This is a genomic window from Exiguobacterium sp. KKT215, assembly GCF_055635335.1.
The window spans coordinates 1,965,007-1,987,575 of record NZ_CM145756.1; the positions used below are offsets into that span (position 1 = coordinate 1,965,007).

A 22,569-nucleotide genomic window follows, 5' to 3' on the forward strand; every position below is an offset into this window, starting at 1 on the left:
TCCTTATGCCCGGTTGCGTTCTGTGAGCACCCAGCGAATCTTCGTCACGAGCAAATCGATGGCGACAAAGTTCTCTCCGCCTTCAGGCACGATGATATCCGCATAGCGTTTCGTCGGCTCACAAAATTGAAGATGCATCGGCCGGACGACGTTCGTGTACTGGGCGACGACCGAGTCGATTGACCGGCCCCGCTCGTTCAAATCACGTTGCATCCGGCGCAAGATGCGGACGTCCGCATCCGTGTCGACGAATACTTTAATATCCATCAAGTCGCGGAGACGATCGTCCTCGAGCGCCAAAATACCTTCCACGATGACGACATCGACCGGTTCGATCAAAATCGTCTGATCCGAACGCGTGTGTGCCGCATAGTCATAGACGGGCTTCTCGATGGCCTTATGTTCTTGCAGTTGTTTAATCTGTTCGATCAATAGATCGTTATCGAACGCGAATGGATGATCATAGTTCGTCTTGTACCGTTCTTCCATCGTCATCTCTGACTGGTCTTTATAATACGCGTCTTGCTCGATCATGACGACCGATTGTCCTTCGAACGCATCTACGAGTGCGCGGGCCACGGTCGTCTTGCCTGATCCGGTCCCCCCGGCCACGCCGATAATGACGGGTTTATGTTGCATCAAAGTTAAGTCCTCCTCATCGTAATTTACGACTGATTGCTAGGCCATCACCAAGGGGCAAAATTGCAGTATGATAATCGGTCCGTGCCATCAATTGCTCAGTAAACTCTTTCACGAGACGGACGAGACGGCGACGACGACGGTCAAGTACCGACACGTCTTCGAGCAGGACGTCCCCTCGTAAAAATAAATTATCGCTGTAAATCGTACCACCAATTGGTACTAAAGCGCCATACCCATCAAAGAATTTTTGATACTGACCTTTGGCCGCATCGATAAAGACCGCATCGAATTCTCCTTCGATCGTCCCGATTAACTCGACCGCATCCCCATGAATGACGGTGATTCGGTCCGATACGTCCGAGCGTCCGATAAAACTGAGCGCCTCTTCGTGCCGTCGTGCATTCCGCTCGATTGTGACGATTTCAGCGTCCGGTAACAGTTCGGCCATGCGAATCGCGCTGTAGCCGATGGCAGTCCCGACCTCGAGGATGCGCTTCGGACGTTGCATCGCGAGGAGTGACAGCAGCACTTCTGAACCGGTCAAGTCCATGATTGGCACGTGATGTTCTTTCGCGAACGCCTCCATCTCCGCTAACAGCGGGGACCGTGGCGTGACCAAGTTCTCCACGTAACCTTCATAGGATGAATGTTCCACGTCGTACACCTCAACCTCTCTATTCATTCAAACGACCGGAAGCCAAGGCTTCCGGTCGCATATCCGTCAATTGTTGTTTGCTTCTTCGAACGCTTCCCACTCCGGACGGTACTTGTTCACGTTTTGTTGGTGCGCCTCATATTCCACTTCGAACAAGACTTCCCCGTTCGGGAACCCTTCGCGCGGTGGTCGAGCGTAGAAATAAACGTTATCCGTATCGTTCGGATTGAGTGTGGCGACGAGTGCGTCACGACTGACCGAAGCAATCGGCCCAATCGGGATGCCCTCGTAGCGGTACGTGTTATAGAGCGAGTCGTTTTCAAGGTCATTGAACGATGTGAAAATTGACGTCTCCCCTGTGCCGTACCAGACGGTCGGGTCAGACTGCAACTTCATGCCATCGGCCAAACGGTTTTCGAACACGCCGGCAATCTCTTGCCGGTCTTCTGTCGACACGGCCTCTTTCTCAACGACCGAGGCGAGCGCAAGCGTCTCATGGAACGTACGTCCCGACGCTTTAACCGCATCCCCATACTCGAGATAGAGCTGTTCGGTCGGCTTCAACATCTCATCGATGATCTGTGTGAGTGTGACACCTTTGTCGAACTCATACGTGGCCGGGAACAAGTAACCTTCGAGCGGATGGTAAATCCCATCAGCGAGTACTTCGTCGGTCAACATCTCATGCTCATTGACGAGCGAGCGGATATACTCTTCGTCGCTCAGTTGGGCCGAAATCTCTTCTTTCGGGATTTCTGCAACTTTAGCGAGACGTGAGATGACCTGATCGATTGTAAAGCCTTCCGGAATCACCAATTTGATATCCGGGACAACGATGACTTTCCCAGTTTTCAGCGTGGCGATCAACTCGTCAAGCGACTGTGACGGAGACAATGTATACGTCCCCGCTTGGAACGATGATTCATTTTTAAATCGTGTATAAAAACGGAAAATCGTGCTATTCCTCACGAGCCCATTCTCTTCGAGTAGTTCGCCAATGTACCCTGAACCTGCACCGAGTGGAACCTCGACCTCGACCGATTCGGTCGAAGACGGGTCGACGGGTTCGAGCGATCGTTTCACGAACGCATACGACACCGCGGCACCTGTGGCGATAACTAGAAGAAAGACAGCAAGGATGATGACCGTAATTCGCCGAACGATCCGGTTACGTGCACGCTTCTCATCAAACATCGATGGATGGTTCATGCGCATTTCTCCCCTGTTCTTCTGTTATGAAGATGGGCGACGAGGGTTTCCCCTAGTCGCCCGCCCACGTATTAGTCTAATCCAACTTCGTCATTGACGATATCGAACGCTTCCATGACTTCCTCGAAGTCAGCGTCGTCTTCGACGATCTTCAAGACGAACTCTTCATCTTCAAGTTCTTCGATTTCGAACGCGTATACTTCGATTGTATCTTCGTCTTCCGTCTCTGGGTTGCCGACCGGCTCAAGAACGACAAACGTCTTGTTCGTGCGGTCACTCGTCATACGGAAAATTTCTGCGAATAAATGCTCGTCTCCATTTTCATCTGGAATTCGGTACATTTCTTCTTCGTTACGGCTAAGTTCTGCCATACGTAATTCCTCCTTATTTGCCTGCGCGATCCAGGTAGTTTTGTAAAATCATGACGGCTGCCATCTTATCGATGACGGCCTTTCTCTTTTTTCGGCTGACGTCTGCTGAAATCAGCATCCGCTCCGCTTGCATCGTCGTCAAACGCTCGTCGACGAGAACCGTCGGCAAACCGGTCGCCTCGGTGAGGGCCGCGGCAAACGCCTGTGACGCCTCGCCCCGAGGTCCGATTGTCGCATTCATGTTTTTCGGAAGACCGACAACGACTTCTTTCACATCGTACTGCTCAATAATCGGTTGAAGCAGGCGGACGGCTTCGTCAAAGTCCGGCTCGGTCCAGTAGACCGTCTCCACACCTTGTGCCGTCCATCCCATGAGGTCGCTCACGGCGACCCCAATCGTCTTCGAACCGACATCGAGCCCCATGACTCGCTTCATATTAATCCTCTCTACGATCGTTCAAATACGATTTGACCAGCTCTTCGAGCAGCTCATCTCGTTCGATTTTGCGAATTAAGTTTCGCGCATCGTTATGACGCGGGATGTAGGCAGGGTCACCTGACAACAAGTATCCGACGATTTGATTGATCGGTTGGTAGCCTTTCTCCTCGAGTGCTTGATACACCGTGATCAGCGTTTCCCGAGTGTTGGCTCGATTATCATCTTCTGGAAAATTGAATTGCATCGTGCGATCCATTTGGCTCACAAGAATCCACCTCTTTCCGTTTGCACTTCACATTCTATTATGCCAGTGATTGAACGTAATGTGAAGCAAACTTCAATGCTTCGTCCAGTTTTGTCGCGTCACGGCCTCCGGCTTGTGCCATGTCAGGACGGCCTCCACCGCCACCGCCGCAACGTGTTGCCACTTCTTTAATCAATTTCCCGGCATGGAAGCCACGGTCGTTCAAGTCTTTCGTCACCCCTGCGACGAGGTTAACCTTGTCGCCGTTCGCCGAACCGAGCAGGATGACGGCTGAACCGAGCTTGCCTTTCAATTCGTCGACCATGCCACGGAGCGCGTCCATGTCTTGTCCGTCGACGCGTTTGGCAATCAATTGGACATCGCCGAACGTTTCGATGGCGTCAGTGAGGGACGACGCTTCGATGTTCGCAAGCTTCGCTTTGAGCGATTCGCTCGCGCGTTCGAGTTCTTTCATTTCAGCTTGAAGCGCTTGGACACGTGTCGGCACTTCGAGCGGTTTTGTCTTGAGCAGTTTCGCTGCCGTCTCGAGCGTCTCAATATGCTGGTTCATCACTTCGTAAGCCCCAGCGCCTGTGACTGCCTCGATGCGACGTGTACCGGCCCCGATTCCTGACTCCGACAAGATTTTGAAGAGTCCGATTTCAGCCGTGTTGCCGACGTGACAACCACCGCAAAGCTCGACCGAGTCACCGGCCGCGACGACGCGGACGACGTCCCCATACTTCTCACCGAAGAGCGCCATCGCACCTTTCGCTTTCGCGTCGGCGATGTTCATCTCTTCGATATCAACAGCGATTGACGCCCAGATGCGTTCGTTCACTTGACGCTCGATCGACTGAAGCTCTTCAGCTGTCACTTGACCGAAGTGCGAGAAGTCGAAGCGGAGGCGATCCGGTGTCACGAGTGAACCCGCTTGGTTAACGTGCTCACCGAGCGTGTCTTTCAACGCGCGATGCAACAAATGCGTCGCCGTGTGGTTTTTGATAATCGCTTGACGTGAGTCGAAGTCGACTGTCGCCGTCACCGCGACCTCTGCCTTGGCGACACCCGATGTGACCGTGACCGTATGCAAGTTTTGGCCGTTCGGTGCTTTCGAGACGTCTTTCACGTGAAGGACGAAGTCCGACCCGACGATTTGGCCTTTGTCACCGATTTGTCCGCCGCTCTCTGCATAGAATGGCGTCTGGTCGAGGATGACTTGCGCTTCTTCGCCTGCTGCGACGACGTCGACGAGCTCACCATCGTGAATCAAGCTGATAATTTTTGCTTCCGTGCCGAGGTTCGTGTAACCGACGAATGATGACGCGAGCGTGATGTCTGCGAGTACGCCTGACTGGATTTGCATCGACTCGACGTCGGCGCGGGCTGTCCGGGCACGTTCGCGCTGGGCGTTCATCGCTTGTTTGAAGCCGTCCTCGTCGACTGAGAGGTTATGGTCTTCAGCATACTCAATCGTCAACTCGAGCGGGAAACCGTACGTATCGTAAAGACGGAATGCATCTTCTCCGCTGATGACGTTCGAACCGGCTGCTTTCTGTGCTTTCGCGACTTCGTTCAAAATGGCAAGACCGTCATGAAGCGTCTCGTGGAAACGCTCTTCTTCGTTCTTGACGACTTTCTTGATGAAGTCTTTCTTCTCACGGACTTCCGGATAGAAGTCGACCATGATGTCACCGACGACGTCGACGAGCTCATACATGAACGGACGTTCGATCCCTAGCATCTTCGCATAGCGAACGGCACGGCGGAGCAGACGACGAAGGACGTAGCCACGGCCTTCATTCGACGGGAGGGCCCCGTCACCAATCGCGAACGAGACGGTCCGGATATGGTCGGCGATGACTTTGAACGCCACATCTTTGCTGTTGTCGGCGCGATACGCCTCGCCGCTGATTTTTTCTGTCTCACGGATAATCGGCATGAACAGATCGGTATCGAAGTTCGTCGGCACGTCTTGCATGACGCTCGCCATCCGCTCGAGACCCATCCCTGTATCAATGTTTTTCCGTGGGAGCTCGGTGTAGTTCCCGTGCCCGTCATGGTTGAACTGACTGAAGACGATGTTCCAGATTTCAAGGTAGCGTTCGTTCTCGCCGCCTGGGTATAGTTCCGGATCCGTCGGGTCGTCGCCGAACGCCGGTCCGCGGTCGAAGAAGATTTCCGTGTTCGGGCCAGACGGGCCTTCCCCGATTTCCCAGAAGTTCTCTTCAAGTGGGATGATGCGGTCAGCCGGAACGCCTAGTGCGAGCCAGATTTGTTTCGCTTCTTCATCTTCCGGGTGAATCGTCACCGACAGGCGGTCCGGATCGAGTCCGTACCACTCATCGCTCGTGAGGAGTTCCCAGCCCCATTTAATCGCATCTTCACGGAAGTAGTCCCCGACCGAGAAGTTTCCGAGCATCTCAAAGAACGTATGGTGACGAGCCGTCTTCCCGACGTTCTCGATGTCGTTCGTCCGAATCGACTTCTGCGCATTGACGATGCGGGGGTTGACAGGAATGACGCGGCCATCGAAGTATTTTTTAAGCGTCGCGACACCTGAGTTGATCCAAAGAAGCGTCGGATCCTCAACCGGTACGAGCGAGGCACTCGGCTCGACACTGTGTCCTTTTGATTTGAAGAAATCTAAATACATTTGGCGAATCTGTGCGCCAGTTAATGGTTTGAGCGGTTTCATCAACAATTCCTCCTTCAGTTTAAACGAAACGAAAAAAAGCGATGCTCATCCCTGTGGAAAGGGACGAAAGCATCGCTTCGTGGTACCACCCTCGTTCGCACGGCAAAGCCGTGCCTCGAACATCCGATAACGCGGATGAGGCGCCCAGGGTGAGTGGGGACTCCAGACTAGCTTCGGTCGACCGGACCCCCATCTTCTCTCAGCCTAGGAAGATGTCTCTGGTGAGGCGGTTACGACGTACTCATTTCCTTCATCGTCTTTAATCGTTTCAGTTTTCTATTGGTCATTATCACACGTCAATCAGGAGACGTCAAGACTTGCCGCCTAGCCGCTCGACGAGTTTCGTCCGCCGCACCGGTTCCTCTTCCCGTGTCGCCGCCTCGAGCGCACGCACGTCCCCGAACAAGAGCAGGCTCTTCTTCGCCCGCGTGACGGCCGTATAAATCAAGTTGCGCGACGAGCGGAAGCCGCCGTTGAAGAAGACGGGCATGAGCACGATCGGGAACTCGGACCCTTGCGACTTATGGATGGTGATGGCATAGGCGTGGGTGAACTGGTCCCATTCGCTCCGGTTATACTCGACCTCGGTTTGATCGAAACGGATATAGATTTTATCGACCTTGTCGACGTTCTCTTTGGCGTAAAAGATATTCGTGATTTCGCCGATGTCACCGTTGTAGACGTTCTCCTCGGCGTTATTGACGAGTTGGAGCACTTTGTCCCCGTTTCGATACGTCCGGTTGCCGTGCTTCACTTCCCGGGCCGCCGATTTCGGATTGAACACGTTTTGAAGTGCCTCGTTCAAGCCGTCGATGCCGCATACCCCGCGGTACGTCGGCGCGAGCACTTGGATATCGAACGGTGAATAGCCTTTTCGTAGCGCGGCCCCTGCCATTTGGCAGATGGCTTGAAGTGCCGTCTCTTGGTTGGCCGTATAGAAACGGCGGTCCGGCAGCGCCGCGAGCAAATCGTCCGGCATCTGTTTCGCGTTGAGCGCGTGCGCCAGGCGCAGGATGCTCGACTCGGACGCCTGCCGATGGACGACATCAAGGCGGACGACCGGGATGCCGTCGGTCGCCATCAAATCGGCGAGCACTTGGCCCGGTCCGACCGAAGGCAATTGATCACGGTCCCCGACGAAGAGAATCTTCATCCCGTTCGGCACGGCCCGGAGCAGACTTCGGAACAAGAAGATATCGATCATCGACGCCTCATCGACGATGAGCACTTTTCCGACGAGCGGATTCGTGTCATCGACTTGGAACGAACTGCCATCGAACTTCAAGAGGCGGTGAATCGTCGACGCCGGTAAGCCCGTCGACTCACTGAGCCGTTTCGCAGCTCGTCCGGTCGGTGCGGCGAGCACGAACGGGAACGGTTGATTCTGTACCGGTTCGAGCTTCCAATCGAACACATCGCTAAGCGCGTGGATGATGCCGCGGACGACGGTCGTCTTCCCGGTACCCGGTCCACCGGTGAGTACCATGAGCGGCGACTTCAAAGCGAGTTCAATCGCTTCTCGTTGTTGTTTCGCATACTCAATCGAGAACATCTCTTCGACGCGTCCGACCGCATCGAAAATCGTCGTCATATCGACGTCTTCTGTCGTCGAGGTCGACATGATGCGCGCGAGTTCTTCGGCCGCTTTTTGTTCGGCCCGGTACACGCGCGGATGATAGACGACCCCGTCTTCGACGATGACTCGCTCATCGTTCGCGAGCGTCTCGAGCGCCGAGACGAGTGCCTCACCCGGGTCGCCGCCGATGATGCGCGGCATCTCGTTCGCGAGTTGGTCGGCCGTGACGAACAAATGCCCGTTTCCTTGCTCGAGCTCGAGCACGTATAACACGGCCGCAGCAATCCGTTCCGGATGAATTCCTTGAATTCCGAAGTGAGCGGCGATGGCATCGGCCGTCTTGAAGCCGATACCAGGGACATCATACATGAGGGCGTATGGATTTTTTTCAATCGTCTCCATCGCCCGTCCTTCATACTCTTTATGAATCTTTGAGGCGAGGCGCGGTGTCACGTCGAACGGCGCCAAAAACAATAGCAACTGGTCGACCCCATACAAGATGTTCAACCGTTCGGTGATGACGCGGGCTTGTTTCTCTTTCAAGCCGTCGACGTTTGACAAAAGGCTCGGATGCTTGACGATTTGATCGATACAGTCGTCTCCGAGTGCGTCAGCAATCTTCTGGGCCGTCTTTTGTCCGATTCCAGGGAACGAACCGTTCGTTAAAAAGCGGACGGCCGCGCGCTTCGTCATCGGGACGACACGACGAATCCACTCGGCCTTCATCTGTTTCCCGAACCGGGGATGGTCGACGAGACGCCCGTGCGCTTTGTATGTCTCACCTTTTTCAATGCCGACGCCGACACCGGCGATGACCATCTCGGTCTCGTCTGTCTCAAAATTCTTTTCTTTTATACGTACGAGCGCGATCGTGTGCGCTTCTTCTTCCGATTGAAACAGGACGCGGATGACTTTTCCTGTCAACTCGTAAGGTGCTGCCATCATTCGAGCCACCTCCAGCTAGTTTTCCATCCCCCATTATAGCCCGAGTTGAAACGATAGGACAAATCGCCTAACTGAACAGGTTCAAGATGCGCTCAAGTTGATCGAGGTCGACCCGTTCCAAGATTTGAATGAGTTGATCGAGATCGATTCGGTTCAAGATCCGTTCAAGTTGATCTAAGTCCACGGTTTCAAGCAACCGTTCGAACCGTTCCAACTCGCCCGAATTGACATACCCTTCGAGCCGCTCGAACAGTTCGGTCCGCTCGATGCGGAACAATTGCTCCAAAGATGGCCGCTGAATCAACAACACGAGACCTGCGGCAACGACATGGACGCCCCAGTTGAGCACGACATGACCGAGCCGCACCGTCTGTCCGACGAACGGGATGAGCGGGATGAACGACAACTGCAACACGATGATGGCGAGCTGGATGTATGGATTTGGGATGAACCAAGCCACAATCGCGAGCAGGGCTGGTACGACCCAGGCCACCCCGACCGTCCCGAGCGTTACGGACCAAGAGCGATGAGTCGACAACACCCAATGCATGATGATACCGAGCACGAAGAACGTCGCGAATAAGACTAACAGGACGGTCGACGCCCGCTCCGACTCGACGACGACCCGGAACAACAGATTGTTTGTCCATTCGCCCGTCGCTAAACGTTCGTCGATGGCGGCAAACAGACGACCGAGCATAAACCATTCGATGATAAAAAAAACAAGGACACTGACCAGACTGATCAATCGCATACACTTCTCCCCTCTCAATTGTTATTCCATTTCCCGAACAATTGGACGGCTATGCACGTTTTTCGTCGAATCAAAGCGGGAACTGTTCGAGTGAACCTATGAAGGAGGGACTATGTATGACGAAACGTATTCCAATCAGTGGCCTGTGTGAACTCGTGTTAGAAGTGACCGATATGGCGGAGGCCGTCGACTTTTGGCACGGCAAGCTCGGACTTCCCGTCGTCGAACAATGGGTCGGTGACGATGCCGAGCCGAGCGAAGCACAGGAACAGGCGGACGAACCATGGGCGACGTGGCTCTATGTCGGGGGGAACACCCGTCTCGGCCTCTGGCTGAAACGTGATTTCACATCGGAAGAAGAATCGAATCGGCAAGAAGAGGTGACCGAGTGGGATACGCTCTATGATGAGGGCGGCGCCCACGTCCACTGCGCGTTCTATGTGCCGATGGACTCGTTCGACCAAGCGCTCGAGGTATTAGAGGCGTCAAACATCCCGACGAAGCTCCGGACGTGGGACGAAGACGAGACGGTCAACGGCAAAGAGCGCTCGGCCTACTTTAAAGACCCGAGCAAGAACGTCATCGAGCTGTATACGAAAAACATGGACGAGGCGTACGAGAAGTTCGGTGGCGAGCCCGTAAAAATCACGACGAAGCAACTCTGATTCACGTATACGCTCGACAACCCCACATGATACGATGAGAGAAAATGGAAAAGGTTGTGTTTTATGCGTTTCTTCCCACTTCTGATCATGACTGGGTTAACCGTTCTCACGCTCGGACTCTATTTCGTGTTCGATGCGTTTCCTACGCTCGACCGGCCGACTTCGTTTGCCGCCTTATCGTTTTTGTCATTCGGCGCCATGTTGCTCATCTTAACGGATGGGGTACGCCGGACCAAATCAGGAACGGGCGTCGTGTGGAGCTATATCGCGCTCACCGGCGCGTTGTTCGTGACGATTTTTAATGTTTCGGTTTGGATCATCGGGGAGGTGGCGTCATGACGCTCATCTTACCAGAATGCATCACCGGCTTTTCATACGGCGACTGCCCCGCCCCCGAGTTCGATGATCAATCGTTCCGAACGGTTTGTTTCGATTACGCCCGTCGTAAAGGTGGGACGTGTAGCATCATCCTCGGGGACTCGGTCACCCCGAACTATGACCAAGCGACCATCACCATCCGTGGACGTAGCATCTATGTGCTGCTCAGCAGAGTTTATCCCGTCATCGGCATCTCAAAATATGAACCGTTTCAGTACGAGTATATCGATGTGCCCGAACTGACCGATTTGTTTCCTGATTTATATCAAATCCCATCAGCGGCGGAGTTGAATGAGCGGTTCGATTTGTCGCTACAGCCGTTTCTGAACAAGGCGGAACGCGGAGAAATCGAATATTGGGAACCAGAAACAATTGGTAACGTCATCTTCCATTATTGGGACTAACAAAAAGCGCCTCTCGCAAACACTGCGAGAAGCGCTTTATTGATTTAGTTACCGAGCAGCTCATCCATTTTCGCTTTCGCGTCATACGCGAGCGCATGGTCCGGTTGCAACTCGAGCACGCGTTCAAGCTCGGCGTACGTCTTGTCTTGTTCTCCGAGGAACGCGTAAGCAATCGCCAAGTTGTAGCGGGCGTCCGTATGGCTCGCGTCGAGGTCGAGCGTATGCTCGAGCGCTTCCACGGCCATATCGAGCTGTTCGTTCTGTGCGAGCGCGAGCCCGTACTGGAACGAAATCTCGACGTCTTCTGGCGCCTGCTTCATCGCCTCGCGAAGACGTGGCAACGCCCGGACGAAATCGCCCATCGCCTTGTACGTCAAGCCGAGCATGAAATGAAGGTCGGCGTCGTTCATCCCGGCAAGGAGCGCCTGACGAAGCGAAGCCTCCGCCAAGTCGAGCTGTTCGAGCTCATAGGCGAGCGCTCCCTTCGCATAATGCGCCGCGCCGAACGCGTTGTCGAGTTCGAGCGCCTTATCGTAAAAGACGATGGCCCGTTCATGGTCACCGATCGCTTGCAGGAGCGTACCCATATTGACGTAACCAGTCGGGTCGGTTGAGTCCGCTTCGATGGCAGCGTTGAACTGCTTGGCCGCCTGTTCGAACTCACCTTGTTGCATCGCTTGGATGCCTAATTCGTTTGCGTTCAAAATCATCACCTCATCCGATATAGTCGAGTCGTTTTCCGTTTCGATACGCTTCGTCAATCGTCGCACCGCCGAGGCAGATGTCGCCATCATAGAAGACGACCGCTTGGCCTGGTGTGATGGCGCGTTGCGGCTCATCAAATTTCACGAGCACTTCGCCATTTTCAAGTGGTGCGATCGTCACGGGTACGTCTTGTTGACGGTAGCGGAATTTCGCCGTAGCCCGGAACTCACCTGTTGGGACGGCACCTGTCCATGACAACTTCGAGGCGAGCAGCGCGTCCGAATAGAGCGCGTCATGATGGAACCCTTGGCCGACGTAGAGGATATTTTCTTCGACGTTCTTGCCGACGACGAACCATGGGTCCCCGTCGCCGCCGATGCCGAGACCGTGGCGTTGACCGAGCGTGTAATACATGAGCCCGTCATGGTTTCCTTTTTGTTCCCCCTCGAGCGTCTGCATGATGCCTGGTTGTGATGGCAAATACTCCGAGAGGAACTCTTTGAAGTTTCGCTCTCCGATAAAGCAGATGCCCGTCGAATCTTTTTTCTTCGCTGTCGCGAGTCCCGCTTCTTCGGCGATGACACGGACGTCTTTCTTGTCCATATGACCAATCGGGAACATCGTCCGCGCGAGTTGGTCTTGTGACAACTGGTTCAAGAAGTACGTTTGGTCTTTATTGTCATCTTTCCCACGAAGGAGTCGATGCTCACCGTCGACATACTCGACCCGTGCGTAGTGCCCGGTTGCGACAAAGTCGGCACCGAGACGAAGCGCGTGATCGAGGAACGCCTTAAACTTGATTTCCTTGTTACACATGACGTCCGGGTTCGGCGTCCGTCCGAGACGGTACTCGGCCAAGAAGTATTCGAATACGCGGTCCCAATATTCTTTCTCAAAGTTGACCGCGTAATAAGGGATTCCGATTTGGTTCGCGACCGCGATGACATCTTCATAGTCTTCGGTCGCCGTACAGACACCGTTCTCGTCCGTATCATCCCAGTTTTTCATAAAGATTCCGATGACGTTATAGCCCTGCTCTTTCAGCAGATGGGCCGTCACCGATGAATCGACGCCGCCTGACATCCCGACGACGACCGTCGTCTCAGCAGGGGTTTTTGTGCGTAAGTTCATTCGTTATCTCACTCCGTTCGTGAATGTCGAGACGACCTCAGAGAGTCGTTCGGCGAGCCGTTCCACGTCTTCGACCGAGTTGCCGTGTCCAAAGCTGATGCGGACGGACTGTTTCGTCCGTTCCGACGTCCCGAACATCGCCGTCAATACGTGTGACGGTTCGATCGACCCGGCCGTGCAGGCACTGCCGCTCGAGATGGCAAAACCGCGCATGTCCATCATGATCAGGAACGGTTCGAGCTCGATGCCCGGGAGATACAAGTTGACGATGTGCGGCAAGCGATTCGCCCCGTTCACGTCATACTCGACTCCAAGTTCATCGAGTCGCCCGAAGAGCGCCTCAGCCATTTGCTGATACGTGCTCACCCGTTCGGCCTGTTCGATTTTGGCCAGTTCGGCCGCTTGTTGGAACCCGACGGCACCCGGAACGTTTTCCGTGCCGGCTCGACGTTTCCGTTCTTGTTGTCCTCCAAAAGAACGCGTCGCTAATTTTACACCTGTTTTCATAAAAAGAAAACCGATACCTTTCGGGCCGTTGATTTTATGGGCCGAGGCCGACAATAAATCGACACCGAGCGCCTTAACGTCAATCGTTTCCGTGCCGAGCGCTTGGACCGCGTCCGTATGGAAATAGGCCTGATGGTCGGCGAGGAGCGCCCCGATTTCCGCAATCGGTTGCAATGTGCCGACCTCGTTGTTGCCGTACATGACCGAGACGAGAATCGTATCGTCCCTGAGCGCAGCACGAACGGAGTCAAGCGTCACCGCACCCGTCGCGTCGACATCGAGATACGTCACATCAAAGCCTTCCCGTTCGAGTTGCTTCATCGCGTGCAAGACGGCGTGGTGTTCGACTTTCGTCGTAATCAAATGTTTGCCTTTATGTTGATTCGCGTACGCCGCGCCGAACAACGCATAGTTGTCCGACTCGGTCCCACCCGACGTGAAGACGATCTCGTTCGAGGTCGCCCCGATCCACGTGGCGAGTGTCCGGCGTGAAGCGTCTAACGCGGCGCGGGCCGTCCGTCCGATGCCGTGGATGCTCGACGGATTACCGTATTGTTCGAGCAAATACGGCGTCATCGCCTCGAGCACCTCCGGACGCATCGGCGTCGTTGCGGCATGATCAAAGTAGTTCATATTCGTTCACCTCACCTTTAAATATAGAACATATAGCCGTCTGAATCTTCTTCAGCAAGATCGGCAAGTGTCGTCTCTTCGAGCACTTTCTCGATTGCGGCTTTGATTTTATCCCATAGCTTCCGTTTCACGGCGTCATCTGCCTCTGAATCTTCGACAATCGTGAGCGGGCCTTCGAGCAGACGGATGATTTCTCCCGCCGTGATGTCCGTCGCCGGTTTGACGAGCTGATAGCCGCCATACGCCCCGCGCACGCTCTTGACGAGACCACCGTTGCGGAGTGGACCGATCAATTGCTCTAAGTAATGTTCCGGCAGTTCATGCCGGGCCGCAATCTTTTTCAAGCTGAGCGGTTTGTTGTCCGTTTCCCGAGCCAGTGCGATCATGATCGTCAATCCATAACGACCTTTTGTAGATATTTTCATCTTCATGTCTCCTTCTGCTATACTAATCGAACAAACGTTTGTCGAAAGGAATGTGTACGTATGAGTGATTTATTTCAGCAATCGAATAGCGGCCCACTCGCCAATCGGATGCGGCCGGAAACGTTAGACGAAGTCATCGGTCAACGCCACATCATCGGCGAAGGCAAATTGTTGCGCCGGGCCATCGAGGCCGACCGTCTCGGCACGATCATCCTGTATGGACCGCCGGGAACGGGCAAGACGACGCTCGCCCGCGTCATTTCAAATTATACGAAAGCGACGTTCGTCCAATTGAACGCCGTCACGGCCAAACTTGATGAACTACGAAGTGTCATCCGTGAGGCCGAGTCCCGGTTCGACTTCGAACAAGAACGAACGATTTTATTTTTAGACGAGATTCATCGTTTCAATAAATTGCAGCAAGACGCCCTGCTCCCGGCACTCGAGGCCGGAAAGCTCATCTTGATCGGGGCGACGACCGAAAACCCGAGTTTCGAGGTCAACGCGGCGTTGCTGTCGCGCGCGACCGTGTTTCGGCTCGAACCGCCTGGACCAGACGAACTTCGTGTCGTTTTGGAACGGGCTCTAGCTGATCAAAAGGGACTTGGCAATTATCCGGTCAAGATTGAGGAAGCCGCCGTGGAGCATTATATCAAAATGGCGGACGGTGACTACCGCGTGCTGTTGAACGCACTCGAACTGGCCGTGTTGACGACACCCGAGATTGACGGCAAAATCGACATCACGCTCGAAGTCGCCGAAGAGTCGATTCAACAAAAAGCAATCAAGTACGACAAGACGGGCGACCGGCATTATGACGTCATCTCGGCGTTCATCAAGTCGATTCGTGGCTCAGACCCGGACGCGGCTCTATACTGGCTCGCCGTCATGATCGAGGCCGGTGAATCACCGCGCTTCATCATGCGCCGGCTCTACGTCCATGCGGCCGAAGATATCGGGCTCAGTGACCCGAACGCGCTCGTCATCGTCGATGCGGCCGCCCGCGCGAGCGAACATGTCGGTTTCCCGGAAGCGCGCATCCCGATGGCACAGGCCGTCCTTTATCTTGCGACGGCACCGAAATCGAACGCGGTCATCACCGCCATCGACAAGGCGATTCATCACGTCCGTACCGTCGAGGGCGGTCCGGTCCCGGTCCATCTCCGCGACGCCCATAGCCCGGGTGCCCGTGAGCTCGGCAACGGTGCCGGCTACAAATACCCGCACGACGAGAAAGATGGCTACGTCCCGCAAAACTATTGGCCAGAGAATCTGGCCCGGAAACGTCCTAAATATTATACGCCGACGAGCCGTGGCTTCGAGCAACAGCTGCAAAAACGGCTCGACTATTGGGAAAAACGACGCTGACTCTGATGAGCCGGCGTCGTTTTTTCATTTCTGGATGCGGTTGATCTCGACACCCGCTGTCTCGAGCATTTGATTGATGACATAGCCCGCAGCGACGAGGCCTGCGACCGACGGGACGAACGCGTTCGAACTCGGCGGCATCTTCGCTTTACGGATCGGGGCATCTTTCTTCCCGACGACCTCGTTCACGTCTTCGCGTGTCACGATCGGTGACTCGTCCGAGAAGACGACCGGGACGCCTTTATGGATACGCTCTTTACGGAGACGTGTCCGGACCATCTTGGCGATCGGGTCGTACGTCGTATCCTTGATGTCGACGACTTTGATGCGCGTCGGGTCCATCTTGTTGGCCATGCCCATGCTCGAGATGACCGGGATGCCCCGGCGTTTGCACTCGACGATCAAATGAATCTTATAGATAATCGTATCCGAGGCGTCGATGACGAAATCGAGGTCTTGGGCGAAGAATTCTTCGAACGTCTCTTCTGTATAGAACATTTTCAGTTTGACGAGCTCGAGCTCCGGGTTGATGTCGAGGAGACGTGTTCCCATCGCTTCGACTTTCGGTTGCCCGACCGTCGACAAGAGCGCGTGGATTTGGCGGTTGACGTTCGTGATGTCGATGTCATCCTTATCGACGAGGACGATGCGTCCGACTCCGCTCCGGGCAAGTGCCTCGGCCGCGAACGACCCGACACCGCCGACACCGAGGATGGCGACCGTCTTCCCTTTTAATGCTTCTAAACCTTCTTGACCGATGGCCAACTCATTACGTGAAAACTGGTGTAACATACTCTTCCTCCAAATGAATCCTATTTTCTCACACTATTTTACTCGGAATTATAATCAAAAAAAAGACGTCTAGCGACGTTTTTACAATAAAATCGATGGGACCCGGAGTGCCGTGACGATGCCCTGCTTTTGAACCTGCTTAAGCAGGTGGGTGACCTAGCGTCCCCTTCACAAGTCCTCCTGCACGTGATGAGGCAGTTGATCTGGATGGCAGTTCGGTCTCCCGTATTCAAAGTGTTGGCTCAAAATAACGAAGGCGGCTCTCGTACACCTCAGGTATCCCATCTGTTGCCCTTACTATAGCACTGTCTGTAAAAAGAAGTCAATCAGAAACGACGACTTCTTATGACAGTTTCGTCACAACCAGCTGTTACGAAACGCACCGGTCGGGTCGTACGTATCTTGTTGCCGCGTGACGTTGAAACGGCGATCTCTCGAGTCGTTGCCGACGCCGGCCTGGTACGCCCAATTGCCGGTATTGCTGGCAACATCATAGTCGATCAGCATCGATTCGAAATACGACGCGCCGATACGCCAGTCCTGCCCGAGCTCTTTCGCAAAATAGCTCGCGACGATTTGACGCCCCCGGTTTGACATCCATCCCGTCGCGTTCAATTCGCGCATGAACGCATCGACGAAGTCGACGCCCGTCTCTCCCGCTTGCCAACGCCCGATGACGTCATCGTCCACGCGCCATGTCTTCTGTTTCGAACGGATGCCTTGGGCGCGGAACAGTCGTTTCCCTTGCTCGAGGGCGACCCATTGGAAGAACTCGCGCCAGAGCAGCTCGAAATAGAGCCAATACGTCGACTCGTTCGCCCCGTGTGACCGCTCATGTTGCTCGAGCTCGTGCAGCACCCGGCGCGGTGACAACGAGCCGTTGGCAAGATAAGCCGACAGTTTCGATGAGTCGTCGACCCCGAAGCCGTTCCGTGTTTCTTTATACGTCCGGACCGGACCGGCCAAATAGGCACCGAGACGTGCTCGCCCCGACCGTTCCCCACCTTTGAACGGGAACGCAGTCCGTGCGTCATGTCCCGGCTGTGTATAAGCGACCGGAAAGTCGATGGCACGCCATTCCATCGCAGGCGAGCGTTCGACCAATCGGTCCGGTCTCGCATCAGCCTCGACCGCTTTTCGGAATTCGGTGAAGAGGAATGGCAGCTTCTCAAACGGAATCGCTTCCCGCGGGTAGAGGGTGAACCCATCGAACGCCTGACATTCGCCTTGCCACGAGGTCATGACCTCACGTTCACGTCTCCGTTCGTTATAACCGATCGACCGTTGGAACAATAAGCGGTCGGTCGATTCGAAGACGTCGAGTGGATGTCCGACATGGGCGAACAGCGGGATGCCGAGCGCTGCGAGCGAACCGGCCAAGTCGTCGAGTGCCTCGTTCAAAAACTGGAGTCGCCGCGGCCCGAGCGGAATATGGCCGAACCGATTTTCAATGAGCTCTTCTTCCGGAATGACGTAATGTCCCTCAATCGGATCGTCATGACGGAGTGCCTCCTCGAGCGGACGATGGTCGTCGACCCGCAAATCGTTTTGATACCAGATAATCGTCTTCATCTTTTTTGCCTCCTTCCCTATTATGAGACATGGCTACCGGTGTTCGCTTAGACGAAACTGTAGGAAACATGTTTTCATTTCCGAAACAGGTGGAATATACATCATTAGAACAGAAAGGGGTGCAGCAACATGGCTAGAAAAGGTAAATTTGGTACACTCATTAAAGTCGCGACGGCGGTCGCACCGTTCGTCTACGATTACTATAAAAAGAACAAAGCAAAAAAAGCATCGACACCTAAAAAGTGAGCCAAGCGCTTCGGACCTCGTCCGAGGCGTTTTTTTCTTGTGTGTAAACGAGATATGATATGATGATGGGACATTTTAGGGAATCGAGGCGACCATCATGCACGCGGTATGGGTACAATCTTTACGAATCAGTTTGAAATGGGCGTTATTCATGGGCGGCCTGTTCCTGCTCGCCCTCGGGTCGTCGATGATGATCACGGCCGACCTCGGCGTGTCGACATGGGACGTGCTCCATCTCGGGCTCGCCCGGCACACCCCGATTTCCGTCGGGACGATCATCTTACTCGTCGGTCTCTTGCTCGTCTTCTGCAAGTACATACTGGACCGGATTCGGCCCCAGTTCGGGACGCTCGTCAACGCCGTCTTCGTCGGCGTGTTCATGAACTTGATTCTCGACCAGCATTGGTTGCCGCAGCTCGACGGCATCGCGCTCAACATCGCCTGGCTCATCCTCGGCATCTTCGTCATCGGGATGGGTGCCGGGTTGTACGTCGCCATCGGTTATGGGGCCGGCCCACGGGACGGATTGACGCTCGCCTTGGCCGACCGGTTCAACACGTCGGTCCGCATGATGCGGACGTGGATGGAACTGACGGCCTGCCTCATCGGCTGGGTGCTCGGCGGACCCGTCTTTTTCGGAACGGTTCTGTCGATTTTCCTGATTGGCCCGTTCTTCCAGTTTTGGCTTGAACAGTTCCGGCGGCTCGTCTCGGTCATTGATCGCGCAAAAGTGGATCCAGTATAAAAAAGAGGGGGAGTTGGACTTAACGTCCAGCTTCCCCTCTTTTGTTGATGAAAACTGATAGTTCGGTTCGACTATTTAACTGTACGGCATGCTGTTTACAAACATGAGCGAGTTGTCAAGTTTACAACTGTTGGCGCTTTAAAAGTCCTGCGAACACGCCGCCTTTTGCGCTTAATTCATCGTGCGTCCCGTCTTCGACGATGCCGTCGACGTTAACGACGAGGATGCGGTCGGCGTTTTTTACCGTCGCCAAACGGTGGGCGATGATGAGCGTCGTCCGGTCGGCTGCGAGCTCATTCAGCGAATCTTGAATGATCGCTTCCGTCTCTGTGTCGAGCGCGGACGTCGCCTCGTCTAAAATCAAGATCGGCGGATTTTTGAGGAACATCCGGGCGATGGCGATCCGTTGTTTCTGTCCGCCCGACAGTTTCAAGCCCCGCTCCCCAATCTGTGTATCAAGGCCGTACTGCAACTCGTCGACGAGCGAGTTCAAATGCGCTTTCTCGACTGCATGCATGATTTCTTCATCGGTCGCGTCCAGCTTCCCGTAAGCGATATTCTCACGGAGCGTTCCCGCGAACAAGAACACGTCCTGTTGCACGATGCCGATTTGGCGACGCAGGCTCTCTTTCGTCATATCGCGGATGTCCATGCCATCAATTGTGATGGCACCGTTCGTCACATCATAAAAACGCGGGATGAGTGAACAAATCGTTGTCTTCCCGGCCCCGCTCGTCCCGACGAGGGCGACCGTCGTACCCGACTTGATGTCGAGGTCGATGTCGGTCAATACTTGGCGATAGTCCGAGTAGCCGAACGAGACGTTATGGAAAGCGATATCGCCTTTTAGCGTCGTGACGTCGACGGCGTCCGGACGGTTCTCGATGTCCGGTGCCTCATCTAACAGTTGCGTGAAGCGTTTGAAGCCGGCCATTCCTTTCGGATACATCTCAAGGAGCGCCGTGATTTTCTCAATCGGCTTGATGAGCAAGTTCATATAGAGGATAAACCCGACGAGCTGTCCGTAAGACAGTTGCCCTTGATACGTCAAGTATGCCCCGTAGACGAGTACGAGCAGCGTCATGAGCCGCGTCGTGATGTAGATGCCGGCGAGCGACTTACTCATGACTTGGTATGCCTCGATTTTCGAGCCGCGATAGAAGTTGTTGTCTTTTTGGAACCGTTTGATTTCGAACGACTCGTTCGTGAACGATTGGACGACACGTGCGCCGGAGACGCTGTCCTCGACGCGGGCGTTCACTTCGCCGATGTTCGTATACATCTTTTGCCACGCCTTGTTCATGTTTTTGTTGGCGTACGTGATCATGATGACGAGGAACGGCACGGCGACTACCGTCACGAGCGCGAGTTGCGGGTCAATCGAGAACATGATCCCGAATGCACCGAGGAGCGTCATGATGGCGATGAAGAAATCTTCAGGACCATGGTGCGCCACTTCGCCGATATCGAACAAGTCGTTCGTCACCCGACTCATCAGATGGCCGGTCTTATGATTATCGAAGAACCGGAACGACTGTTTATGGATGTGGGTGAACAGCTCTTCCCGCATATCGGTCTCGATATTGATGCCGAGCTTATGCCCCCAATAGTTGACGACGTACTGCATCATCATGGCGAGTATGTAAAGAATCAATAGGCCGATGCTGATGATGATAATCCAATTCCATTCCCCACCCGGCAACAGGTCGTCGATGAACCATTGTACGGCGAGCGGAAAACCGAGCTCGAGCAGGCCGACGAGGATGGCGAACGAGAAATCGAGAATGAATAACTTCTTATGTGGACGGTAATAACTAAAAAAACGTGAGATCATGTCGTTTCCCCCTTCTAAACAAATAGTTTACGCCTTTTTGCAGGAAGTGGAAAACGGGAAGCACGTCTTTTTCAATCTTTTTTCCAGCGAGGTATAATAGACATAAGGAGTGATACCCATGAACGTACAAATTACAGAACGCGCTCAGGCGCGGATTGATGCCTTAAAAGGCGACCGTGACGGACAGATGCACTTGTTTTATGAGACGGAAGGTTGCGGCTGTGGCAATAGCGGCATCTTCGAGATTCGCTACGTGACCGAGACGACACCAGAAGATGTCGAGATTGATTCGAACGTCGGCCCGATTCTCATTAAGAACTGGACGAAAATCTTTTTGGACGAGGACATGATCATTGACTATCGTGACGATAAACGGACGCTCGTCTTGAAGAGTAACGGCCAAGTGTTCAACTCGAACTTACTCGTGACCGATGGGACCGGTTGCCAGTTGAACGTCCCGAGCCGATGAAGCAGGCGTTACGCGATCATCCGAGCCTCTGGCTTTGGTTTATCCTCAGCTTCGGGCTCGGCCTGTTCGGCATTTACCTGGCGTTCGCGGACTCGGTCTATACGATGACGGCCGTGATCGCCTCGCTGTTCGCCTTCGGATTCGCGCTTCAGCGAACGGCGAAAAAGATGAATGACCAAGAGGAAAACTAACAACAGATAAAGAAATGAAGAGAAGGTGTCGGACAATTCGGTCGACCCTTCTTTTTTAATACATACGATTTGGAGGAATTTGAAATTGAAACGCTATATGATTCATTGCCAGGACATCGATGTCCGCGTCACCGAATGGGGCGAACGCGACAAGCCAGTCATCTTTTGTTTGCACGGCCTAGGCAGTACAGCACTCAGTTTCATCGAAGTTGCGGACAAATTGCAATACGACTTCCGCATCCTTGCGATTGATGCACCAGGTCATGGGATGTCCCAATCTTTTCAGAACGAGCATGCATACGACTTCCCTCGCTTTTGTGAGTGGCTGAATCAAGTGCTCGACATGCTTGATGTGAACCGTTTTTATTTCCTCTCCCATTCCTGGGGGTCTTTCATCCACCTCTACTATTTGATCGATCAAGGCGACCGCGTCGACGGTTCAATTTTGATTGATGGTGGGTATCAAAGTAAGCGGCTGCGCGGACGCTCTTCAGAGAAAGAGGCGGCGTATTACGAAACAGATTTTGAAGTTTTTTGTGAGACTTGGGGCGAATTCGAATCGATGGCGGTCTACGATGGGATCTCGAGACGTTCCCCACTCCTAGATTTGGCCGCGCAAGACCTTGCCGTACATAGAGACAACCGATACTATTGGCACGCTCGCGGAAAAACTGGTGCAGCCATCATTCGATCGATGTATCGCGATGAGGTGCTCGATTTTTCAAGCCGGGTGCAATCGAACTCGATCATCCTGTTGCGGGCGACGCTTCCAGAAGCAGATGAGCCATTTAAAATCGATGCATCGAATCAAATCGCCGAATTGACCGGTGCCGTCGTCAAACCCGTCCCATCCGCTTCACACATGCTCCATTGGGAAAATCCAGATCGTGTCGTTCAAGAAATCAAAGAAAACTGGGTCACATCTGTTTCCGTGTAAGTAAAAGGAGGTTCGCCGCGGCGAACCTCCTTTT

At 54.0% G+C, this 22,569-nt stretch carries 24 protein-coding genes and 1 other RNA gene; 8 read left to right on the forward strand and 17 right to left on the reverse strand.

What is annotated here, in order from left to right:
* Positions 1-3: 3 nt before the first annotated feature.
* From udk to ACZ2GZ_RS10265, 9 genes are all read right to left on the reverse strand, one after another.
* On the reverse strand, positions 4-639 hold the full coding sequence (udk, locus tag ACZ2GZ_RS10225; RefSeq protein WP_021066935.1) for a uridine kinase: 636 nt from the start codon (positions 637-639) through the stop codon (positions 4-6).
* A gap of 16 nt (positions 640-655) precedes the next feature.
* A complete protein-coding gene (locus ACZ2GZ_RS10230) occupies positions 656-1,297 on the reverse strand; it encodes an O-methyltransferase (protein WP_201455024.1) in 642 nt (213 codons plus the stop codon).
* Between the two features lie 66 nt (positions 1,298-1,363).
* The gene (gene mltG / locus ACZ2GZ_RS10235) at positions 1,364-2,506 is read right to left on the reverse strand and encodes an endolytic transglycosylase MltG (RefSeq protein WP_058763260.1); all 1,143 of its coding nucleotides are present in this window, start codon (positions 2,504-2,506) and stop codon (positions 1,364-1,366) included.
* A gap of 71 nt (positions 2,507-2,577) precedes the next feature.
* Entirely contained in the window at positions 2,578-2,877 is a 300-nt protein-coding gene (locus tag ACZ2GZ_RS10240; protein ID WP_021066932.1) for a DUF1292 domain-containing protein, read from the reverse strand.
* Between the two features lie 13 nt (positions 2,878-2,890).
* Complete coding sequence (gene ruvX / locus ACZ2GZ_RS10245; RefSeq protein WP_029595796.1) at positions 2,891-3,313, reverse strand: Holliday junction resolvase RuvX; 423 nt, start codon at positions 3,311-3,313, stop codon at positions 2,891-2,893.
* Position 3,314: 1 nt separating this feature from the next.
* Positions 3,315-3,581 carry an IreB family regulatory phosphoprotein gene (locus ACZ2GZ_RS10250; RefSeq protein WP_029595797.1) on the reverse strand — a complete coding sequence of 89 codons (267 nt, stop codon included), beginning with the start codon at positions 3,579-3,581 and terminating at the stop codon, positions 3,315-3,317.
* A 37-nt stretch (positions 3,582-3,618) separates the two neighbouring features.
* Entirely contained in the window at positions 3,619-6,258 is a 2,640-nt protein-coding gene (alaS, locus tag ACZ2GZ_RS10255; protein ID WP_131471112.1) for an alanine--tRNA ligase, read from the reverse strand.
* 310 nt (positions 6,259-6,568) lie between these two features.
* On the reverse strand, positions 6,569-8,776 hold the full coding sequence (recD2, locus tag ACZ2GZ_RS10260; RefSeq protein WP_034797288.1) for an SF1B family DNA helicase RecD2: 2,208 nt from the start codon (positions 8,774-8,776) through the stop codon (positions 6,569-6,571).
* A gap of 70 nt (positions 8,777-8,846) precedes the next feature.
* Positions 8,847-9,533, reverse strand: coding sequence for a magnesium and cobalt transport protein CorA (locus ACZ2GZ_RS10265; RefSeq protein ID WP_021066927.1), 687 nt, complete (start codon positions 9,531-9,533; stop codon positions 8,847-8,849).
* 116 nt (positions 9,534-9,649) lie between these two features.
* Here ACZ2GZ_RS10265 and ACZ2GZ_RS10270 point away from each other — a divergent pair, with 116 nt between their 5' ends.
* The 3 genes from ACZ2GZ_RS10270 to ACZ2GZ_RS10280 all read left to right on the forward strand — a co-directional run bounded on the left by ACZ2GZ_RS10270 (position 9,650) and on the right by ACZ2GZ_RS10280 (position 10,980).
* Positions 9,650-10,198 carry a VOC family protein gene (locus tag ACZ2GZ_RS10270; protein ID WP_021066926.1) on the forward strand — a complete coding sequence of 183 codons (549 nt, stop codon included), beginning with the start codon at positions 9,650-9,652 and terminating at the stop codon, positions 10,196-10,198.
* A 63-nt stretch (positions 10,199-10,261) separates the two neighbouring features.
* Positions 10,262-10,537, forward strand: a complete 276-nt coding sequence (locus tag ACZ2GZ_RS10275) for a hypothetical protein (RefSeq protein ID WP_021066925.1) — start codon at positions 10,262-10,264, stop codon at positions 10,535-10,537.
* On the forward strand, positions 10,534-10,980 hold the full coding sequence (locus ACZ2GZ_RS10280) for a hypothetical protein (protein ID WP_021066924.1): 447 nt from the start codon (positions 10,534-10,536) through the stop codon (positions 10,978-10,980). Before ACZ2GZ_RS10275 ends, ACZ2GZ_RS10280 begins: the two co-directional genes overlap by 4 nt.
* A 44-nt stretch (positions 10,981-11,024) precedes the next feature.
* On the opposite strand, the gene ACZ2GZ_RS10285 is transcribed toward ACZ2GZ_RS10280, so the two are convergent.
* From ACZ2GZ_RS10285 to cymR, 4 genes are read right to left on the reverse strand one after another with little or no spacing between them, the layout of a single operon-like run.
* The gene (locus tag ACZ2GZ_RS10285) at positions 11,025-11,690 is read right to left on the reverse strand and encodes a tetratricopeptide repeat protein (protein WP_214713886.1); all 666 of its coding nucleotides are present in this window, start codon (positions 11,688-11,690) and stop codon (positions 11,025-11,027) included.
* A gap of 4 nt (positions 11,691-11,694) precedes the next feature.
* Entirely contained in the window at positions 11,695-12,816 is a 1,122-nt protein-coding gene (gene mnmA / locus ACZ2GZ_RS10290; RefSeq protein WP_214713888.1) for a tRNA 2-thiouridine(34) synthase MnmA, read from the reverse strand.
* 3 nt (positions 12,817-12,819) lie between these two features.
* Positions 12,820-13,956 carry a cysteine desulfurase family protein gene (locus tag ACZ2GZ_RS10295; RefSeq protein WP_214713890.1) on the reverse strand — a complete coding sequence of 379 codons (1,137 nt, stop codon included), beginning with the start codon at positions 13,954-13,956 and terminating at the stop codon, positions 12,820-12,822.
* Positions 13,957-13,973: 17 nt separating this feature from the next.
* Positions 13,974-14,381: a cysteine metabolism transcriptional regulator CymR gene (gene cymR / locus ACZ2GZ_RS10300; RefSeq protein ID WP_058763254.1), complete on the reverse strand. Its 408-nt coding sequence runs from the start codon at positions 14,379-14,381 to the stop codon at positions 13,974-13,976.
* Positions 14,382-14,441: 60 nt separating this feature from the next.
* Between cymR and ACZ2GZ_RS10305 the strand changes: the two genes are divergently transcribed.
* Positions 14,442-15,749, forward strand: coding sequence for a replication-associated recombination protein A (locus ACZ2GZ_RS10305; protein ID WP_058763253.1), 1,308 nt, complete (start codon positions 14,442-14,444; stop codon positions 15,747-15,749).
* A gap of 24 nt (positions 15,750-15,773) precedes the next feature.
* Here the strand turns inward: ACZ2GZ_RS10305 and ACZ2GZ_RS10310 are convergent, their stop codons facing one another.
* The 3 genes from ACZ2GZ_RS10310 to ACZ2GZ_RS10320 all read right to left on the reverse strand — a co-directional run bounded on the left by ACZ2GZ_RS10310 (position 15,774) and on the right by ACZ2GZ_RS10320 (position 18,113).
* Positions 15,774-16,541: a tRNA threonylcarbamoyladenosine dehydratase gene (locus tag ACZ2GZ_RS10310; RefSeq protein ID WP_021066918.1), complete on the reverse strand. Its 768-nt coding sequence runs from the start codon at positions 16,539-16,541 to the stop codon at positions 15,774-15,776.
* Between the two features lie 95 nt (positions 16,542-16,636).
* Positions 16,637-16,823, reverse strand: a non-coding RNA gene (ssrS, locus tag ACZ2GZ_RS10315) — 6S RNA.
* Positions 16,824-16,898: 75 nt separating this feature from the next.
* Complete coding sequence (locus ACZ2GZ_RS10320) at positions 16,899-18,113, reverse strand: DASH family cryptochrome (protein WP_214713892.1); 1,215 nt, start codon at positions 18,111-18,113, stop codon at positions 16,899-16,901.
* A gap of 343 nt (positions 18,114-18,456) precedes the next feature.
* Between ACZ2GZ_RS10320 and ACZ2GZ_RS10325 the strand changes: the two genes are divergently transcribed.
* Positions 18,457-19,104: a YczE/YyaS/YitT family protein gene (locus ACZ2GZ_RS10325; RefSeq protein ID WP_214713894.1), complete on the forward strand. Its 648-nt coding sequence runs from the start codon at positions 18,457-18,459 to the stop codon at positions 19,102-19,104.
* A gap of 121 nt (positions 19,105-19,225) precedes the next feature.
* Here ACZ2GZ_RS10325 and ACZ2GZ_RS10330 read toward each other — a convergent pair whose 3' ends face one another.
* Complete coding sequence (locus tag ACZ2GZ_RS10330) at positions 19,226-20,938, reverse strand: ABC transporter ATP-binding protein (RefSeq protein ID WP_214713896.1); 1,713 nt, start codon at positions 20,936-20,938, stop codon at positions 19,226-19,228.
* A 118-nt stretch (positions 20,939-21,056) separates the two neighbouring features.
* Between ACZ2GZ_RS10330 and ACZ2GZ_RS10335 the strand changes: the two genes are divergently transcribed.
* The 3 genes from ACZ2GZ_RS10335 to ACZ2GZ_RS10345 all read left to right on the forward strand — a co-directional run bounded on the left by ACZ2GZ_RS10335 (position 21,057) and on the right by ACZ2GZ_RS10345 (position 22,535).
* Positions 21,057-21,407, forward strand: a complete 351-nt coding sequence (locus tag ACZ2GZ_RS10335; RefSeq protein ID WP_021066911.1) for an iron-sulfur cluster biosynthesis family protein — start codon at positions 21,057-21,059, stop codon at positions 21,405-21,407.
* Positions 21,380-21,598 (forward strand): hypothetical protein, encoded by a 219-nt coding sequence (locus ACZ2GZ_RS10340; RefSeq protein WP_125318019.1) that lies wholly within the window; start codon positions 21,380-21,382, stop codon positions 21,596-21,598. The genes ACZ2GZ_RS10335 and ACZ2GZ_RS10340 overlap by 28 nt, the downstream gene beginning before the upstream one ends.
* Before the next feature lie 85 nt (positions 21,599-21,683).
* A complete protein-coding gene (locus ACZ2GZ_RS10345) occupies positions 21,684-22,535 on the forward strand; it encodes an alpha/beta fold hydrolase (protein ID WP_021066909.1) in 852 nt (283 codons plus the stop codon).
* Positions 22,536-22,569: the final 34 nt, after the last annotated feature.

Coding starts and splice junctions, on each gene's coding strand:
- udk (WP_021066935.1), bottom strand. CDS start 639: ATGCAACATAAACCCGTCATTATCGGCGTGGCCGGGGGGACCGGATCA.
- mltG (WP_058763260.1), bottom strand. CDS start 2,506: ATGAACCATCCATCGATGTTTGATGAGAAGCGTGCACGTAACCGGATC.
- ACZ2GZ_RS10240 (WP_021066932.1), bottom strand. CDS start 2,877: ATGGCAGAACTTAGCCGTAACGAAGAAGAAATGTACCGAATTCCAGAT.
- ruvX (WP_029595796.1), bottom strand. CDS start 3,313: ATGAAGCGAGTCATGGGGCTCGATGTCGGTTCGAAGACGATTGGGGTC.
- alaS (WP_131471112.1), bottom strand. CDS start 6,258: ATGAAACCGCTCAAACCATTAACTGGCGCACAGATTCGCCAAATGTAT.
- recD2 (WP_034797288.1), bottom strand. CDS start 8,776: ATGGCAGCACCTTACGAGTTGACAGGAAAAGTCATCCGCGTCCTGTTT.
- ACZ2GZ_RS10265 (WP_021066927.1), bottom strand. CDS start 9,533: ATGCGATTGATCAGTCTGGTCAGTGTCCTTGTTTTTTTTATCATCGAA.
- ACZ2GZ_RS10270 (WP_021066926.1), top strand. CDS start 9,650: ATGACGAAACGTATTCCAATCAGTGGCCTGTGTGAACTCGTGTTAGAA.
- ACZ2GZ_RS10275 (WP_021066925.1), top strand. CDS start 10,262: ATGCGTTTCTTCCCACTTCTGATCATGACTGGGTTAACCGTTCTCACG.
- ACZ2GZ_RS10280 (WP_021066924.1), top strand. CDS start 10,534: ATGACGCTCATCTTACCAGAATGCATCACCGGCTTTTCATACGGCGAC.
- ACZ2GZ_RS10285 (WP_214713886.1), bottom strand. CDS start 11,690: ATGATTTTGAACGCAAACGAATTAGGCATCCAAGCGATGCAACAAGGT.
- mnmA (WP_214713888.1), bottom strand. CDS start 12,816: ATGAACTTACGCACAAAAACCCCTGCTGAGACGACGGTCGTCGTCGGG.
- ACZ2GZ_RS10295 (WP_214713890.1), bottom strand. CDS start 13,956: ATGAACTACTTTGATCATGCCGCAACGACGCCGATGCGTCCGGAGGTG.
- cymR (WP_058763254.1), bottom strand. CDS start 14,381: ATGAAAATATCTACAAAAGGTCGTTATGGATTGACGATCATGATCGCA.
- ACZ2GZ_RS10305 (WP_058763253.1), top strand. CDS start 14,442: ATGAGTGATTTATTTCAGCAATCGAATAGCGGCCCACTCGCCAATCGG.
- ACZ2GZ_RS10310 (WP_021066918.1), bottom strand. CDS start 16,541: ATGTTACACCAGTTTTCACGTAATGAGTTGGCCATCGGTCAAGAAGGT.
- ACZ2GZ_RS10320 (WP_214713892.1), bottom strand. CDS start 18,113: ATGAAGACGATTATCTGGTATCAAAACGATTTGCGGGTCGACGACCAT.
- ACZ2GZ_RS10325 (WP_214713894.1), top strand. CDS start 18,457: ATGCACGCGGTATGGGTACAATCTTTACGAATCAGTTTGAAATGGGCG.
- ACZ2GZ_RS10330 (WP_214713896.1), bottom strand. CDS start 20,938: ATGATCTCACGTTTTTTTAGTTATTACCGTCCACATAAGAAGTTATTC.
- ACZ2GZ_RS10335 (WP_021066911.1), top strand. CDS start 21,057: ATGAACGTACAAATTACAGAACGCGCTCAGGCGCGGATTGATGCCTTA.